This window comes from Vibrio lamellibrachiae (assembly GCF_050337265.1).
GTDB lineage: Bacteria > Pseudomonadota > Gammaproteobacteria > Enterobacterales > Vibrionaceae > Vibrio > Vibrio kyushuensis.
In genome coordinates, this window is the sequence record NZ_JAKJSU010000006.1 from 212,208 (window position 1) to 227,170 (window position 14,963).

Annotated in this window: 14 protein-coding genes; 4 read left to right on the forward strand and 10 right to left on the reverse strand. The window is 43.2% G+C overall.

What is annotated here, in order from left to right; translation table 11 throughout:
- The first annotated feature begins 91 nt into the window (after nucleotides 1-91).
- Nucleotides 92-511, forward strand: coding sequence for a VOC family protein (locus tag L4C54_RS10170; RefSeq protein ID WP_428802441.1), 420 nt, complete (start codon nucleotides 92-94; stop codon nucleotides 509-511).
- Between the two features lie 80 nt (nucleotides 512-591).
- Here the strand turns inward: L4C54_RS10170 and L4C54_RS10175 are convergent, their stop codons facing one another.
- The 4 genes from L4C54_RS10175 to L4C54_RS10190 form a co-directional block, all read right to left on the reverse strand.
- Nucleotides 592-1,341: a VP0952 family biofilm-associated protein gene (locus L4C54_RS10175; RefSeq protein WP_428808089.1), complete on the reverse strand. Its 750-nt coding sequence runs from the start codon at nucleotides 1,339-1,341 to the stop codon at nucleotides 592-594.
- 241 nt (nucleotides 1,342-1,582) lie between these two features.
- The gene (locus L4C54_RS10180) at nucleotides 1,583-3,112 is read right to left on the reverse strand and encodes a hypothetical protein (RefSeq protein WP_428808090.1); all 1,530 of its coding nucleotides are present in this window, start codon (nucleotides 3,110-3,112) and stop codon (nucleotides 1,583-1,585) included.
- A gap of 260 nt (nucleotides 3,113-3,372) precedes the next feature.
- A complete protein-coding gene (locus tag L4C54_RS10185; protein ID WP_428802438.1) occupies nucleotides 3,373-4,311 on the reverse strand; it encodes a patatin-like phospholipase family protein in 939 nt (312 codons plus the stop codon).
- A gap of 176 nt (nucleotides 4,312-4,487) precedes the next feature.
- Complete coding sequence (locus L4C54_RS10190; protein WP_428808091.1) at nucleotides 4,488-5,765, reverse strand: hypothetical protein; 1,278 nt, start codon at nucleotides 5,763-5,765, stop codon at nucleotides 4,488-4,490.
- A gap of 132 nt (nucleotides 5,766-5,897) precedes the next feature.
- Between L4C54_RS10190 and L4C54_RS10195 the strand changes: the two genes are divergently transcribed.
- Nucleotides 5,898-6,074 carry a hypothetical protein gene (locus L4C54_RS10195; protein WP_428802436.1) on the forward strand — a complete coding sequence of 59 codons (177 nt, stop codon included), beginning with the start codon at nucleotides 5,898-5,900 and terminating at the stop codon, nucleotides 6,072-6,074.
- A gap of 127 nt (nucleotides 6,075-6,201) precedes the next feature.
- Here L4C54_RS10195 and L4C54_RS10200 read toward each other — a convergent pair whose 3' ends face one another.
- The 4 genes from L4C54_RS10200 to L4C54_RS10215 are packed head-to-tail and all read right to left on the reverse strand — an operon-like array spanning nucleotide 6,202 to nucleotide 10,908.
- Entirely contained in the window at nucleotides 6,202-7,335 is a 1,134-nt protein-coding gene (locus L4C54_RS10200; protein WP_428802435.1) for an ABC transporter permease, read from the reverse strand.
- Nucleotides 7,332-8,474, reverse strand: a complete 1,143-nt coding sequence (locus L4C54_RS10205) for an ABC transporter permease (protein WP_428802434.1) — start codon at nucleotides 8,472-8,474, stop codon at nucleotides 7,332-7,334. The genes L4C54_RS10200 and L4C54_RS10205 overlap by 4 nt, the downstream gene beginning before the upstream one ends.
- An 11-nt stretch (nucleotides 8,475-8,485) precedes the next feature.
- Entirely contained in the window at nucleotides 8,486-9,481 is a 996-nt protein-coding gene (locus L4C54_RS10210; RefSeq protein ID WP_428802433.1) for an HlyD family secretion protein, read from the reverse strand.
- Complete coding sequence (locus L4C54_RS10215; RefSeq protein WP_428808092.1) at nucleotides 9,478-10,908, reverse strand: TolC family protein; 1,431 nt, start codon at nucleotides 10,906-10,908, stop codon at nucleotides 9,478-9,480. The genes L4C54_RS10210 and L4C54_RS10215 overlap by 4 nt, the downstream gene beginning before the upstream one ends.
- A 227-nt stretch (nucleotides 10,909-11,135) precedes the next feature.
- Here L4C54_RS10215 and L4C54_RS10220 point away from each other — a divergent pair, with 227 nt between their 5' ends.
- Nucleotides 11,136-11,462, forward strand: coding sequence for a hypothetical protein (locus L4C54_RS10220; protein WP_428808093.1), 327 nt, complete (start codon nucleotides 11,136-11,138; stop codon nucleotides 11,460-11,462).
- Between the two features lie 236 nt (nucleotides 11,463-11,698).
- Here the strand turns inward: L4C54_RS10220 and L4C54_RS10225 are convergent, their stop codons facing one another.
- Nucleotides 11,699-12,124: a septal ring lytic transglycosylase RlpA family protein gene (locus L4C54_RS10225; protein ID WP_428808094.1), complete on the reverse strand. Its 426-nt coding sequence runs from the start codon at nucleotides 12,122-12,124 to the stop codon at nucleotides 11,699-11,701.
- Nucleotides 12,125-12,485: 361 nt separating this feature from the next.
- Between L4C54_RS10225 and L4C54_RS10230 the strand changes: the two genes are divergently transcribed.
- Entirely contained in the window at nucleotides 12,486-12,830 is a 345-nt protein-coding gene (locus L4C54_RS10230; RefSeq protein ID WP_428808095.1) for a hypothetical protein, read from the forward strand.
- A gap of 258 nt (nucleotides 12,831-13,088) precedes the next feature.
- Here L4C54_RS10230 and L4C54_RS10235 read toward each other — a convergent pair whose 3' ends face one another.
- Nucleotides 13,089-14,900, reverse strand: a complete 1,812-nt coding sequence (locus L4C54_RS10235) for a GGDEF domain-containing protein (protein WP_428808096.1) — start codon at nucleotides 14,898-14,900, stop codon at nucleotides 13,089-13,091.
- Between the last annotated feature and the right edge of the window lie 63 nt (nucleotides 14,901-14,963).

Consider the following 14,963-nt stretch of genomic DNA (forward strand, 5'->3'; position numbering starts at 1 on the left):
CTACTTTATGAAAATAAATGCTTTACCTAAACTTAAGTTAAGGTATTAGCATGATTAACATTGCTTATAAATACACGTTAAGGAGAGACAAATGATTCAATTAGAGCATGTAAATTTAGTGGTAAATGATATCCCGAAAATGTTGGAATTTTACCAAGCGGCGTTTCCTCATTGGTCTGTTCGTGATGAAGGGAAAGGAGAGTGGTCCGGAAAACCACGTAATTGGCTGCATTTTGGAGATGAGTATCAGTACATCGCTTTGAGTGATCACGGCGAAGGAAAAAATAGAGACTTGGCCGGACACCAAGTTGGGCTAGCCCATTTTGCTTATGTGACTCATAACATCGATGTAGTGATAGAAAGGCTTGTCCAAGCCGGATTTGAGATTGCCAAACCGGGAGCAGAGGAACCGTATCGTAAAAATGTCTACTTCGTTGACCCAGCTGGGTTTGAAGTTGAGTTTGTTGAGTATCTGAGTGACGACCCAAAACAGCGTAACAGCACGAGTTAATCAAGAGTGTCGTTTAACTCTCTGTGCTGGCAGAGCTAAGTTTATATACTGCGCTGCCTGCAATAGAGGTTAACCGCTGTCTATTTAGAACCAATGGCGTCTTGTTCTTTTTCGATACTACGAAGAATATAATCGGTCATCCAAGCCGTACCTAACAGGCACATCCAAACCACAATAACTGAGTGTGGAACGTCGATACTTGGAGAGACGACGATGGCAGCAAAGCCAACCGTTGGAACCGTCCAGCAGATAAGCTTACTCCAATTGAATTTTTTCAGGCGAGATAAGCTTTCTATCGATGAAATAATACCAGTAATAGATATGGCGACTAATATTGCGTGAAAAAAGCCAGCAAACCAAAGTGGGACGAGTAACCCAAGTGCCCACCAGCTTTGTTTGTTCGATGTGCTTTTGTGCTTCGCCGCCCACCAAATGACCAATACCGACAGCATTTGAACCAGCGTGATCATAGGCATGCCTTCTAATGATCCCATTGCCTGACTGATCATGACACCTGCTTGTAGGGTTAAAACTATCGATGCAGTGATATATCGAACTTTTTTGCTGCTTCGTCTAGAAAAGACCACCATGAGCAAGGGAAAAAGAATCCATTGAGTGACGGATAGTGCAATAGATTGATGTGGCAAGGTCAAGCCATAGGCCAACATGCCTGCAACTAAAAATAGGCCTTTTATACCTTTCTGTGGTAACACCCAAAGAGCGGGTATCAATAGCGCTAGCGCCGAAAATTCATTTTGATTGAGGCCCATTGATTGAGCGCAGACAATGGCCAATAGTGTGGCAACTACAAAGTGTAACGTTATAAACATCTAACCCCTTACTCAATTTCAAAGCCATAGGAAATGACGTATTAGATAAACACATAACTCAAACTAATAGATTTAGAACTTGCTTAAATGTAGGTAGATCAATAATGGGCGGATAAATGAAAGGTACTTGTCAAAAATGAGGTACCGCGAATGAACTAGGTTTGATATACCCAAATAGCCTCAACATGAACTTAGTGGATCAGAGCATTTCGAGGTTATTTGGGCATAAAGCTATATATGATTAGATTGTTAACGCAGAGTAGAGTACGCCTAATGTACCAAGAGCGAAGATGAACATTACCGCTTTGGTCGACATCTCGCCGCCATTTTCTGTTGCCTTACCAAATAGCCCAAATACAAGCGGGTGAACTAAGAATGGTGTGGCGAAAATGAAGGTGATCATACTCGCTGCCGATTCACCGAACATGCCGCCCTGAGTCGCTGCAAACAGGCCAAAGTGAGACAAGCCAGACGCTGCTGCCATCGAAGCGTGTTCAATTGGCATACCCGCAAAGTGCAAAATAGTGAAGCTGCCGAATACGGCTACGATCTGCCAGCCAAACGAGAACTGCATTAAGCCTTTTACTTCTTTTGCGTCGTCACCGTGAGCTTTGCGCAGGTTGTTACTCGCAAGATAAACAAAACCAAGACCTAATAGAACCAATGGCAATGTCCATTCAACCAATAACACGCCACGCTCAGCACTTGCAGCAAGGATAGTGAATACGAAAATATGTCCGATAAACGGAATGTTAATCATGATTGGAGCACGCGCTGAAGCCGTTGAACCAAAATCACCTGCCGTACATGCACCAGTTAGACCTGAGTGAGATAGACCGCCTGCCATACCCGGTGCTAAGTTACGAACGTGGTTCGATTTTGCTAGGAAGATGAGGATAGTCAAACCACCAAACATCCAGAACATTTGCCCTGCAAAACCATAGACAATCACGCTTTGTAGGCCCGGAATTGTAAAGGCTTCAAGCATATGAGAGCCGCCAACCAAGAAAGTACCGGTTAGAAGGACAGGTATACCCGCGAACAGTAGCGCGTTCAGTGTTGGCCCGGCTTTCCATTTCGGCATTGCCATACCTAGTCCAGACGAGACCACCATCGCGAAGAAGATTTGCGGTAGACCAATCACGCTAGCAACAAGGTGCGACAGCCTTAGCGAGATCATCAAAATACCAATGATCACTAAGATCTCGACTAAGCCCTTAAATAGGTAAGCACGCTTGTCAGAAATTTTGGCTTTGCTATCAATGAAAATCAGCGCGATACCCAAGCTTAGGTACGACAGTGCTAGGTATGACTCACCAAGAGGGTGACCCGCACTGCGACCTGTTAGCAGAGCAGACGCCATTTCGATACCCATCAATAGTACAAAGGCACGAATGACAAAAACAAGCTGAGTACTTGTCGTTCCGACAAACGCTTCATGCTTTGCGGCGACCACTAAGCTTTCTGCTTTATCAAATTGCTTGGAGAGCAATTTACGGATCTCTTGTCCACCAACGAAGAAGGTCGCGATTAAGGCGATAACAGTCGTTTGGCTTAATAAGACGATCGCTGGAAATTCTTGAAGCCCCGGCTGCGCCAAACCTGTTTTCACAAATAGCGTACCCATTAGCAAGCCAAGAACAACGATCACGAGAACGGCTGAGTATTTGGTATTCGCGACGATGGCACGAGAAAGTAATACCATGATGACCACTGCCACCATAGAGAATGAAAGATGGTTGAAAGCAACCAAATAAGAGAGGTTTTCCATTAAAACACCAGCTAAAACGGTATAAGCAACAACGTTTATAAACCAACGTTGACGTGCTAGAAAATTTAGGGCGCGATATTATAAAAATTCAATGGAGTGAGGTAGTTTAAAAGTGTAACCGTTGAAATGTTTTATGATGCGAATTAACGGTTTTTACGAATTAAATTTTTCACTGTGATTATATAAACTCAGTTAAAACAATAACTAGGTGGTATTGGCTGCATTTGCTTTCTGTTCCCGTTTCGGGTTTCACGAATAGATCACTCGATATAATGGTCGTTTGTTGAACTGATAAGCGCCAAGATTTGTGGAAGATTTTCTATCGTCGCTTGATAACCCGCTTCTATTGCTTCGTTTTTATCACCGAAGCTGATCTCGCTTTCAGGCTCGTAATCTGGGCGAATGAGCACATCGGCACTTTGCATTTCAGGCTCTGACAATTTGCAGGTCAGCATGCGAAGAGTGTTAATGGCAACGTGTCGTCTTGAGTTCTTAACGTCAGGCTCGGCATCACAGTGGATGTCTACACCAATGACAACATCAGCCCCCATGGATCGAGCGTAATTCACCGGTACAACGGTGAGTAATGCACCATCAACTAATAAATTCCCTTTGTTCTCTACTGGGACAAAAGCGGCCGGAACGGAGGACGATGTTTGTACCGCTTCGCCCGGGTTACCATCGAGAATAAGCACCGACTCTTTATGGGTGAGGTCGGTGGCGGTAATGCCGATTGGAATTGGCATTTGGTTTAAGTTCTCTTGCGGCACCGATTCATTAATCCACTTTGCGAGCTTTTGTCCATTGACTAATCCCTTACGAGAAATCACGATATCGGCCAGTTGGAACTCACTGACTTCATGGACGATTTCCTCAATCTCACTGTAAGGCAACCCTGAAGCGTACAAGCTAGCGGCGATAGAACCTGCTGACGATCCCGTCACTATATCGGCTTTAATACCATTCTCTTCCAGCGCTTTAATTACCCCTAAATGAACAAAACCACGTACGCCACCACCACCAAAGGCGATACCTAGAGTCTGTGAGCCCTCAGCCTGTTTGTAGTCATCGACCTGAATTGGAATCTCATACTCTGACAGTGTGTTGAGGTTCGGATAATCATTACTTGTCGCGCAACCGGCTAAGGTGAAAGTAAGGATGAGTAATAGAGCTTTATTTATAATTAGAGCGTTGTTCATGAATCCAGTCTCTTTGTTCAACGGGGAAGGGTGGGCTGGGCGAAAGTGTTCACTTTAATTGTCACAGTGTGCCATAAATACACATTACACACCTTAATGTTCAAATAAAAAATCCCTTGATCTGATCAAGGGATTTGATGATTAAAACCTGTATTTATGTTTCATTTGTAGCGAGACTAGTTAGCAATGAACTCAGGGTAAGTCACTTGCCCTTTCTTCACCAGAACAGAGTCTAGAGAGCTGTAAATTTCAAAACTGGCACCTTCTTCTGTGTCATTTTGAGCGCTACAGCTGTAACCAAGGGTATAGGTGCCGGCTTTTACATTGTTAAAGCCAAAGTAGGCGATCTGTTCGTCAATGCCTTCGGCAAACGTTGTAGAAACCATGGAGTGGTTAAGCGGGCGCTTTTCTCCTTCGACACCAGCTCCAATACTATGGTAACCAAGCATTTGATCTTGACGCGTGTTGTATGGGTAGAGGTATACCGCTTCAAGCGCCAAATCGTCTTGCATCATACATTCTTGTTGGATTGACTCTATATCCACTGAGCCGATGATTTGTCCATAGTTGCTATCTATTTGAACGATCTCAAAGTCTTTCTGGCCTAAAAAGCGCCAGCCTTGGTTTCGGTTATAGCGCAGTGTCTCTTCTAAATTGAACTTAAACGCTAGGTTGTTTTCACCGCGTTGAACTTGGAAAGTTTGGCTGACTAGGCGGCCAGAAGGGCGAGCATCTTTAGGTGGCTTTGCTCCTGCACATGAGCCTTGTGATGGGGTAGATAGGTAGTCCACATTACCATTGTGTTCGATAACATGGGAATCATAGTAGGTGTCAACCTGCCCACCATTTTCATGCTTACCATTGATGTATAAACACATCTGGTAGTAGCCCGGCTTAACCATCATACCGTCAAACAGGGGGCCAGCATCGCTTCCGTTTGCTGCTTTTACTTCGATCATGCGCAGTTCGTCTTCCTGATCCTCAAAGTAATTATGGTATTGCTCGCACTGACCAGTTTGGTCACAAGTCTCTTCTTCACCTGGGAGTGAAGCGACTTTCTTTAGGAATACATAATTAAAAGCGATGTTTACCTTATCTAGATCGGATAGGTCTTTATCGTGATTAGAGTTGCTATCAAGCTCGTAAGAATTGACGTCAGAAGAGTTGAGCTCGCTATCAAGTTGATTAATGACTGAGAAATTCAACGTTGCGGTTTCAGGCGATGTCGAGTTTTCGTCGCTACTGTCTGAACCACAGCCCACTAAAAGCGCCGCTAATACCAATGGCGTAAGTTTCATGTTCATGTTGTTTACCTGCTTAATGTATCGCTTACTCAATACGGCAAACGATGTGTAATTTGCGCGCAGGTTACCGAGGTTGTTCTGACGTAATGCTATTCTCAGGTGATTACCAAGTAAGGGGTAGGTCAATTCTTCTGATGGAGTGATGCTCATTTATGAAGCGTAACGTTTGCGAAGAGAGTAAATATTCAGTCGATGAAAGGGAAATGATCTATGAACTTGTGAATCTTCACTATACTTAGTTTGAATAGCATGATGACGTCGTCGTTGTCTCTGGGGGACAAAATGGAACTGCACAATAGAATGGGTGAAGTGGCGAGAATGGCCGATAATCTCACATTAAAAGAAGTCGCAGAGATGGGCTTTACTATCGATCTTTGTGATGAAGGGTTTGATCCAGCTGAGCACTGGACTGTTAATGCAACACCTAAAGGGGATAAGAAAGACTACCCACAAGAGTGATCCATTCGTTTATTTGACAATCAATATATTCGTTGAAACAAGTTTTAACTAGTTATTAAGCCGAACCTAATCATATTTCATCGTAGGGTTCGGCTTTTTATTGCGAACTTTAAGTCGCTCTCTTTTATTAATGGCGACGAGCACGGTGGAATAATGTAACTCCAAGAGCCCCCGCCCAGAATAAGACTAATAGCCATAAGTGAGTGAAATAAATAGAGACTTGTTGCCAGTTGGCACCCATTTGATTGAGGGATAGGAAGCCTTTAATCGACGCGGTACTTGGAATAAGGTTTGCAATCCAAAGTAATGCTGAAGGGATCATCTCTGGTGGCCATATAAAACCCGCCAAGAAAATCAGAGGCATGGAGCTGATAAGAACAATCACCGGTACGAGTTCTCGACGCGGTACCCATAACCCCAATACATAGCCAATTAGGCAGGATGAAAGCAAGAACGGAATGAGAAGCGCAAATAACTCTTGTGGCTGGGCTAGGGTATTAATTCCATGCCAACTAAAACTTGCCCCAAAGTAATAAGCGCTCATCACAATGTAGATACCAACCAGTAATAGAGTTCTTACAGCAAGAACAGATATCTGCGCGTAAAGTCTCCAACCTCTAGACTCTGACTTATGCGTGGCGACGAGTAATCCCGCAGCCATGATCAATGTTTGCTGAAGAATAAGTACAAAAACCGCCGGAACAACATAATCGACATAACCCATGCGAGGATTAAACGTAGGTTTTAGGTTTGCCTTGATACTTGCGTATTGGTTCGTTGCCGATACTAGTGGCTCACCTTGTGCCATTAATTGAGCGACTTTAACTTCTGCGCCAAGAGTCGCACCTGCCTGTGCTAATCCTTCAACAACGGTTCCATAAACTAAGAAATAGGAAGCATCGCCTGCATAAGCCAGTGTGGGGCTTTTTCCTACCATTAGGTCTTTATAAAAATCTTTCGGAATCACCAATATGCCACTTACTTTGCCATCAATAAGAGCGTTCTTAGCCGCTTCTATACTATGATCCCGCTGGATGATTTTTACTTGGGATGTTGCATCAACCATTCGTTCTAGTTTCAGGCTGACCGCACTGTTGTCAAGGTTAACGATGGAGATATGTTGCTCTAAAGGGGACTGCTGAGCATACGGCAATGGGTATAGAAATGAGTAGAATATAATCCCGCCAAATACCGTCAGTACGACGGCCTTATTCGAGAAGAAGTCTCGAATTTCCTGCTTCATCAGAGAAATAAAACTCATACTTTTCCCTCTATTTGATAGCGTTTTTTGATCAGAGCGAAACAAGCCAATAGCGCAATGAGGTAACCAAACATTGGCAGTAAATGCCCAAGTGAATCCAGCGTAGATGCTGCGTAACTAACTTGCGAAACTTGAACTTCAATATAGTGGCTAACGGGCAGTAAAGCGCGCCACCATTGGGCTAATAGGTTCATATCCGTTACAGGGAATGTTATGCCCATAAACGCGAAACTCGGTGCAGTAAATGCGCCTGCAAAACTCATCGCTCGAGTGGCATCAAGGGTTATAAAAAAGAATAAGCAGCCCATGATGATACAAGCCACAATCATTGCCCATTGAGCAAAAATGACAGGTAGTAATGACCCTTGTAATGGCCAGTTTAACCAATGATAGAACCAAGTTAGAAACATGACGCCTTGCACTGCGAAAATGAGCATATAACCTTTCAGCGTGTGAATAAGCGTAAGTAAGGGCTTCGAGCCTAGCCACTCCTGTAGTGTATTGTAACGGCGGAAATTGGCAGCCAAAATCAAAATAGTACAGACGACGATCACCACTTGCCAAAGTGCAGGAATAACAGCTGAAACTAAAAACTGAGCGTAGTTGGTATTTTGATTAAATAATGCGGTAATTTGAGTCGAGATAGGGACGGCTTTCCCAAGCGCTGAACCTGTGGTTGTATTCCCCGATGCAAGGTGCTGGGCTGTTTCAATGGTTGCATTAAAATAGCCGATAGATTGCATCACAGCGGAGTTGATTAGTCGCCCAACCAGAATGTACTGACTGTTGTAGAACGTAGAAACCTGAGGAAGCGTTTGTCGGTAAATACTCTTGTCAAAATCGTTAGGGATAATCACATACGCATAGATATTGCTCTCAACCAAAGCCTGTTTAGCTTGATAGACATCTGAGAACTGTTCGTCAACACGGATTGTTGGTGAGGCATTGAGCTGATGAATTAATTTCTGTGATATTTGACTGTGAGAGAGGTCGACAACCCCGATAGGCAGATCTCGAGCAATACCTGCAGAAAAAATCCCCCAGATACACAACGCTAAAGCGATTGGCACCCAAGTTAGACAAGAGAGTAACCACTTGTCTTGCTTGAGGGTTTGAAGTTGCTGTTGTACGTGACTCATAGCTGGCTCACCTAATTGCCGACAGGTAGCTCAACCACAAGGCTCATACCCATACGAAGTTGATCTTTTGAATAGGTAGGACGAGCTTCCACTTCAAATGTACGAAGATCAAAGCCTTGTGATGCATCTGTCGAGCGCCATGTCGCAAAGTCACCCATCACAGCGACATGAGTTACTGTGAACGTGACGGTTTTATCTAAAGCGGGTAGGTAAGCGTCAAATCGTGTCCCTTTAGTGAAATTCTTTAAGTAATCTTCGCGAACATTAAGCACTGCCCATGCGTCTTGGGTGTCAATGACCGTGACGACAGGAAAGCCTTGTGGAGCGAGTTCACCACTTTGTAGCAGTACTTGTGAAACTTCTCCATCAAACCAGCTCTCAATTTGAGTATCTGCGGCAAATGCTTCTACTTCAGCGACTGCACCTGCGGCCATTACCGCTTTTTCTGCCGCCGCAAGTTTGGTTTCGTCACGTACGCCTTCTTTGGTCATTTGATACATTTGGTACGCGGCACTTTGCGTGTATTTGGCCGCTTGCCATTGAGTTTTCACTTCATCACGCTGCTGCTCTGCAACAACACCATCACCGAAAAGGTTATTGATACGTTGGTAGGTTTTCTCAAGTAGGTCTGCAGCGGCTTTCGCTTTTAACCACTGATCTTTAGCCGCTTGAATTTGCTGAGTTCTTGCACCTTTATTGGCTTCAGATGCCAGAGCTCCGGCTGCTTTTTCTCCTGCTTTGGCTTGTGCTAGCTTCGCTTCAATTTCAGGGCTATGCAGAGTGAAAATAAGATCGCCTTGTTTAATTTGATCACCCTTGCGAACCAGTACCTCATCGACTCGCCCCGGAACTTTAGATGAAATGCTGTATTGCTGTGCTTCAATCATCCCTTGTAGGCGAATCGGTTGTGGTTGGTAGGCTTTATAGAAGCTCATCCCCACCCATGCGATAAATCCGACAGCGATGAGTGATGCAATTATAGGTTTGATGGCTTTATTAGGTTTCATAGTGATTCCTGCGTCTGAGCCGTATGAGCGATGACATACGAATTAGATTGATATTGGTGATAGCTGTTCATCTCGCTTGTCAGTGCGAGTAACTTTGTTAAAGAGACAAGGTAATGGAAACGAGCGGCTGATTGCTGAGTTTGAATGCTGGCTAAGTAGAGCTGTGCATCCACCACTTCAAGCGAAGTGGATAGCCCTTGTTTAAAGGCTTTCTCACGCAGATTTAGATTTTCGGTTGCAAGCTTGATGCTTGATTCAAGCCCAAGTACTTCATCAATGGATTGATGTGCTTCTAGGTAGGTTTTTTGTACCAATACCGATAGATCTTCACGAGCTTGCGCTTTGAGTGAACGAACTTGCTGAACCTTGCTATTAGCGGCTTTAACCGTGTCACTACGACCAGACGACTCAATCAGCGGAATACTGACTCCCACACCAACCATCCAGTCTGGCTTCATTTGGCTTGCTAGTGAGTCATCTTCATGCAGGCTGTAGTCACCGTATAGGTACACCTCAGGGTAGTATTTTCCTTTTTCAGCCTTTATTAAGCTGCTGGCCTGTTTCTCTTTGGCATCAAGAAGTGAAAGACCGGGGTAGGTAGCAAGAGTTTGATCGATGAACACCTGCATTGGTGGCAGATTTTGATTGATAAATAACGTTTCTGATGGTGTCACTAAGCTATTTTGAGCCAGAATTTTGCTCAGTGCAGATTGCGCGATATCTAAGTTACTTTGCGCCTTACGAGTATCCACCTTGGCCTTATCAAATGAAGCTTCCGCTTGTAGGCGTTCAACTCTGGCTATTTGACCTTGTTCTTCGAGCTTTATCGCAAAATCTAAATGCTGAGCTAACCCTTGCTCAACGGCTGTTCGAGTATTAAGAACCTCGGTTGCAAGCACCACGGAGAAGTAATATTTACTTAGATCTTCATAGCGTGCTTGAGTCTCCATTTCATACTGACTTCTCGCTTGTTCAGTTTGACCCTGAGCAGCTTGCTGCGCTGCACTGATTCGGCCGCCAGTAAAAATAGGCCAAATCGCACGTATGGAAGAGGTGAAAATATCTTTTTCGGCCATGGTCGTTTCAACGCCACCAAGAATGGGCAGTAGACCTGACATCATCGCACTTGATGCCCCACCAATCGCAGGAAAGGTTGTGGCCTCCGCTAATTGTGAACCTGTCACGCTGACATCGCTGTCCAACCTTGTGTAGTTTGCCCCAAGTGTTACTGAGGGAAGGTTTAAATTTCCCTTTGCATTTTCCATGTGCTGATAACTTTCGACATTGGATCGCTGCGCTGCAAGAGAGTGGTTGTTCTCTTGCAGTAGTTGCCACGCCTGATCAAAGGTGATTGCCGCCCCATGTGAGGCAGAAGAGGCCAAACTAAGGCAGAGCACAAAGAGTGGTCGAAGAGGGTATCGTTTCATCCTGATTGCCAATATTTAGAGTAATGACTCTAATATACAGGCGTTAGACAAAAGTGCACACCATTAAATGTGTATTGATGTGAAACGAGCGGTTCGATTTCTGTAAAAAGAGTATCGGAATGGGATATTTCGGTAGTTTCTAAAGGGAATTTAAGCGATACATCAAGGTGGATAGATAGTATCGTTGATGGCTAGCGTGTCTTTGAGGTTAAGAGGGGGATTAAAGGATGAATACAATGCTCAAGATGGATGAAAAAGAGATACAAGGCACAATCGAATTGGGTGAGAAAATAAAGGGCCGAGGCAAAGTAGGGATCCAGAGTTGGTATCTGTCATCCACATCCAGCGCATTAGTTTTAGAAATAGCAGAAGACCCAGAAATCGAACCCGAAGATTTACCGCTGGTTGGTTATGGTTGTGGCGGTTGGATCGCAGAGCTTGAATACAGCTCAATTGATAATGAAGTTATTGCTGTCATCAAACAGGGTATATCTCAGTTTAAACAGAATAAGTTGGCATATGTACCGGCGGTCACGTGTGCTTGTGCTGAGTAAGACCTAACGGATTTCTGTTTCTACGGTCAGTCGATAATCAAGTTGGTGTCTATTTACTCTGGCATCCTAATGGAACTCTAATCTATGCAGAACACTTGGTATTAGGTAAAAGTACGAAGCCGGGTTACGGGTCTTAAGGCTCAACAATACACCGCTCAACATGTTTTCGTTATTACTTGAGTAGTGTTTATCGAGCCATTTGTTAAGTGGCGAGTTCAGCGTCGTTCGAATGGATATTAGTGTTTATACCTAAAGGTATTACTATCATCAATAATCTCAATTTTAATCGGTGCTAAGCCTTTTTTAATGTTACCTATTTGCCCAAATGATTTTTGTGAAAGGTCAATGACTCGACCTTTCACAAAAGGACCGCGGTCATTGATTTTTACATCGACCGACTTGCCATTGGCTGTATTTGTAACCTTTACGATAGTCCCAAATGGTAAGGTTTTATGAGCCGCAGTATAGGCCCTCATGTTATATCGCTCACCACTTGCAGTCAGCTTTCCATGGTATTTATTACCATACCAAGAAGCTTGGCCAACAAGTTCATGTGACTTGGCATAAGATCTTGTTTTTCCAGTATCGATTGCTGCAGTTGAGGAGCAGCCGGCTAGCATCGTAAAGACAAGAGCGGCAAAGATAAGATTTAATTTTTTCATGCTATTTAGATACTCGATTTATTCATGTCATGTTTATCTGTTTTGTTTTCATTATTTAATAGAATGAGAACAAAATAATCATCCGAGATGATTCGCTAATTTTTTCATAGACTCTGCTTTAATTGGTCATGGTTAAGAAAGATTTTAAGAGTGAAAAAATCAATTTTCATAACGCTATCGGTCTGTACCAGATAATTAATGTCTCAAACAGCCAATGCAGATCCACACTATCGTTACAGGACACTAAGTAACTTAGTCATACTCGTGATAATTGATGCTGACTGATATTTGAAACGCGACAATTTTAACTGAATTAGATACAATTCCGGGCTCATTAGGATGTATATAATTGGCATAAAATATGAAAATTTCTGTTGATGGCGGTTCGTTTAAAGTAGCGATTGAAACTGAGTTTGAAGGTTTAATTAAAGAAGCTACAGATATCTTCCACGCAACTCGCAAGCAAGCGGGTTCTAATGAGAAAGCGATTCTACGCTTTTTACAGATTATTATTGAACATCGAGAAGATGATGACGCGATTGGCTATGCGGTGCTTGGTTTAGTGGGTTGGTATAACGAGAAGATTAATCCAGTGACCAATAATAATATTGATCTTAACCTGACTAAAATCTTACCACACCTAATTAACCCCGCAGGTGACTTAACGGCTAGCAGCCCAAGTGACATGGCTACTTTTAAGTACTAAGAATAGATATGGATAGGGCTGAGATAGCTGAGCAAACCTCGGCTTGCTCGTTATTAGATATCAGTAACCTATTTCTGTCTGGAATTGTTTGGTAGTTACACGTTACAGTAAAAAGTTTGCTTGGCTTTCAGGTAAAAGCTTACTCAAAGAGTATGCAGCACTAAATGGCACAAGTCGAAGCACAGATCTACGCAGGTTTTAAGGTGAACTGGTGTGAACTACAGTCAGAATTACCCGCTTATTTGGAAGGGCGTAAAGTTAGCTATGGTCTGACTGCTCCACTATCAGGCAATTACGCCCCGAGCTTTTGGCTTGGTACAGTGCCCGGTCGGCATACTTAAACATATCATCTGGATGATTGTATAAACTGGAATGAGTGAGCCCTAAACTGATAGTGACTTGAATATTCTCACCTTGAAACGGGTAATTATGCTTGGCAATGGTTTCTCGAATACGCTCGGCGCATGGCTTGGCAGCCTCTAAGTCCACATCAGGTAAAATGATCGAAAACTCCTCCCCACCAACTCGAGCAACAATATCTTGAGCCTTCACCGAAGCGACAATCTGTTTAGCCACTTGGATCAACACTTGATCCCCGAAAGCATGCCCGTAATTATCATTGAGCGATTTAAAATGGTCGATATCAACAGAAATAATGGAAAAAGGCTGTGTACTATTATTTAGCCAAAGCTTGTTAATACTGTCGTCATAAAAACGTCTGTTATTTACATTAGTGAGGGGGTCACGGTTAGCTTGTATCCGTAATAATGCTCGATTTTTTAGTGTGCTGTTGAGAAAAAACAGCGTCATCACCAGTAGAAGGGCAGAGCCAGTAAAGGCTAAGTAATAGATTTGCGTATGCTCTTCTGCCGCTCTTAATTCTAATTCCTGCACTCGGTTCTTTTCAGAGAGTAACGCTGCTTCCAAATCTTTTCGTTCAACTTCATAGACAACTTCCATCTCAGCACGCATCTTGTTTTGTTGTTTATCATCGGCTTGTTGATGCAAGTGTGAATATTGATCCAAGCTCTCATACGCTTGTTTATACAAACCTAAAAGCTGATAGATATGGGCCGCCCGTCTGTGGTAGATCAGCATCAAATCATCGCCGTCTTCCTTCTGAACAAATTCTTTTCCTAGCTGTAAAGCAAGTAATGCTGGCTCCTGCTGGTTGAGCTCTGCGTAAGTAAGGGCTCTTAAAAATAAGTAATTGGAAACAGATTCAAAAGAATATTGATTTTTTACCAGTTTTTCGGCTTCCAAGACATTGCCTAGTGCTTGCTCAAACTTTTGCTGTTTTATTGAAAAATCTATTTTTGCTAGGTATGAATAAATGAGCTGTATAGGCAGTTTGGTTAACTCGCTTTGCTTAAACATATCATTAATTGCTTGCTCTGCTTGTTCAGGCTTATCAACGTTTGAATATAAGAGGTACAAGTTATGGTATAGCTGATGCAGCTGGATCATATTTTGTGCTGATTTTGCCTGTTGAATGGCAGAGAGATAGTGTCGCTCAGCTAAGTCAACTTGCTTGGTGTAAAAGTAATAGAGGCCAAAAGCGTTATTTATATCGGCAAGTAACGGCAATTGCTGCGTTTGTATAACCTTATTGGTTTTCTGCAGGATCGCTAAGCTTTCAATATACTTGCCAAGATTAAGGTAACTGTGGGCTAAATCAATTGAAGAAAGGGCGTGGTGGTAAGGCAGTTGTGCGCTTTCTGCGACGGAAATGGCCTTTAGTTGCAACGGTAAACGCTCACTATGTGATGACGTAAACGCGGCTTGAAGAGCAAGGCTGTAAACGCGCTGTAGTGGCGTTTCAAACGTTATGTTTTGTATTGTTCGATATACAGACTTCGCATCATTATCTCTACCCACTCTTTGATAAAGGTATGCCAGAAAGAGTTGCTTACCCACAATGTCTTGAGCGTCTATTCTCTTTGTCTCTTGCTCAAGCTCGATTATTGTGGCGTTTGGTGTTTGCCACCAATAGCTATCAATATTCACTTTTTTGGCAAAGCTTTGGGCGCTAAATAACATGAGTAAAAGTAGCGTAATAAGTAAATTCAAATGATGTCTCTTCGTAATTCTTCTTCGATTGCTATCAACATTTTTTAGCTCGTTTAATTTTTT

Excerpts from the sequence above, each read along its gene's own strand:
- L4C54_RS10175 (WP_428808089.1), bottom strand. The coding sequence starts at position 1,341 with ATGTTTATAACGTTACACTTTGTAGTTGCCACACTATTGGCCATTGTC.
- L4C54_RS10220 (WP_428808093.1), top strand. The coding sequence starts at position 11,136 with ATGAATACAATGCTCAAGATGGATGAAAAAGAGATACAAGGCACAATC.
- L4C54_RS10190 (WP_428808091.1), bottom strand. The coding sequence starts at position 5,765 with ATGAGCATCACTCCATCAGAAGAATTGACCTACCCCTTACTTGGTAAT.
- L4C54_RS10200 (WP_428802435.1), bottom strand. The coding sequence starts at position 7,335 with ATGAGTTTTATTTCTCTGATGAAGCAGGAAATTCGAGACTTCTTCTCG.
- L4C54_RS10225 (WP_428808094.1), bottom strand. The coding sequence starts at position 12,124 with ATGAAAAAATTAAATCTTATCTTTGCCGCTCTTGTCTTTACGATGCTA.
- L4C54_RS10185 (WP_428802438.1), bottom strand. The coding sequence starts at position 4,311 with ATGAACAACGCTCTAATTATAAATAAAGCTCTATTACTCATCCTTACT.
- L4C54_RS10170 (WP_428802441.1), top strand. The coding sequence starts at position 92 with ATGATTCAATTAGAGCATGTAAATTTAGTGGTAAATGATATCCCGAAA.
- L4C54_RS10210 (WP_428802433.1), bottom strand. The coding sequence starts at position 9,481 with ATGAAACCTAATAAAGCCATCAAACCTATAATTGCATCACTCATCGCT.
- L4C54_RS10230 (WP_428808095.1), top strand. The coding sequence starts at position 12,486 with ATGAAAATTTCTGTTGATGGCGGTTCGTTTAAAGTAGCGATTGAAACT.
- L4C54_RS10180 (WP_428808090.1), bottom strand. The coding sequence starts at position 3,112 with ATGGAAAACCTCTCTTATTTGGTTGCTTTCAACCATCTTTCATTCTCT.
- L4C54_RS10215 (WP_428808092.1), bottom strand. The coding sequence starts at position 10,908 with ATGAAACGATACCCTCTTCGACCACTCTTTGTGCTCTGCCTTAGTTTG.
- L4C54_RS10195 (WP_428802436.1), top strand. The coding sequence starts at position 5,898 with ATGGAACTGCACAATAGAATGGGTGAAGTGGCGAGAATGGCCGATAAT.
- L4C54_RS10205 (WP_428802434.1), bottom strand. The coding sequence starts at position 8,474 with ATGAGTCACGTACAACAGCAACTTCAAACCCTCAAGCAAGACAAGTGG.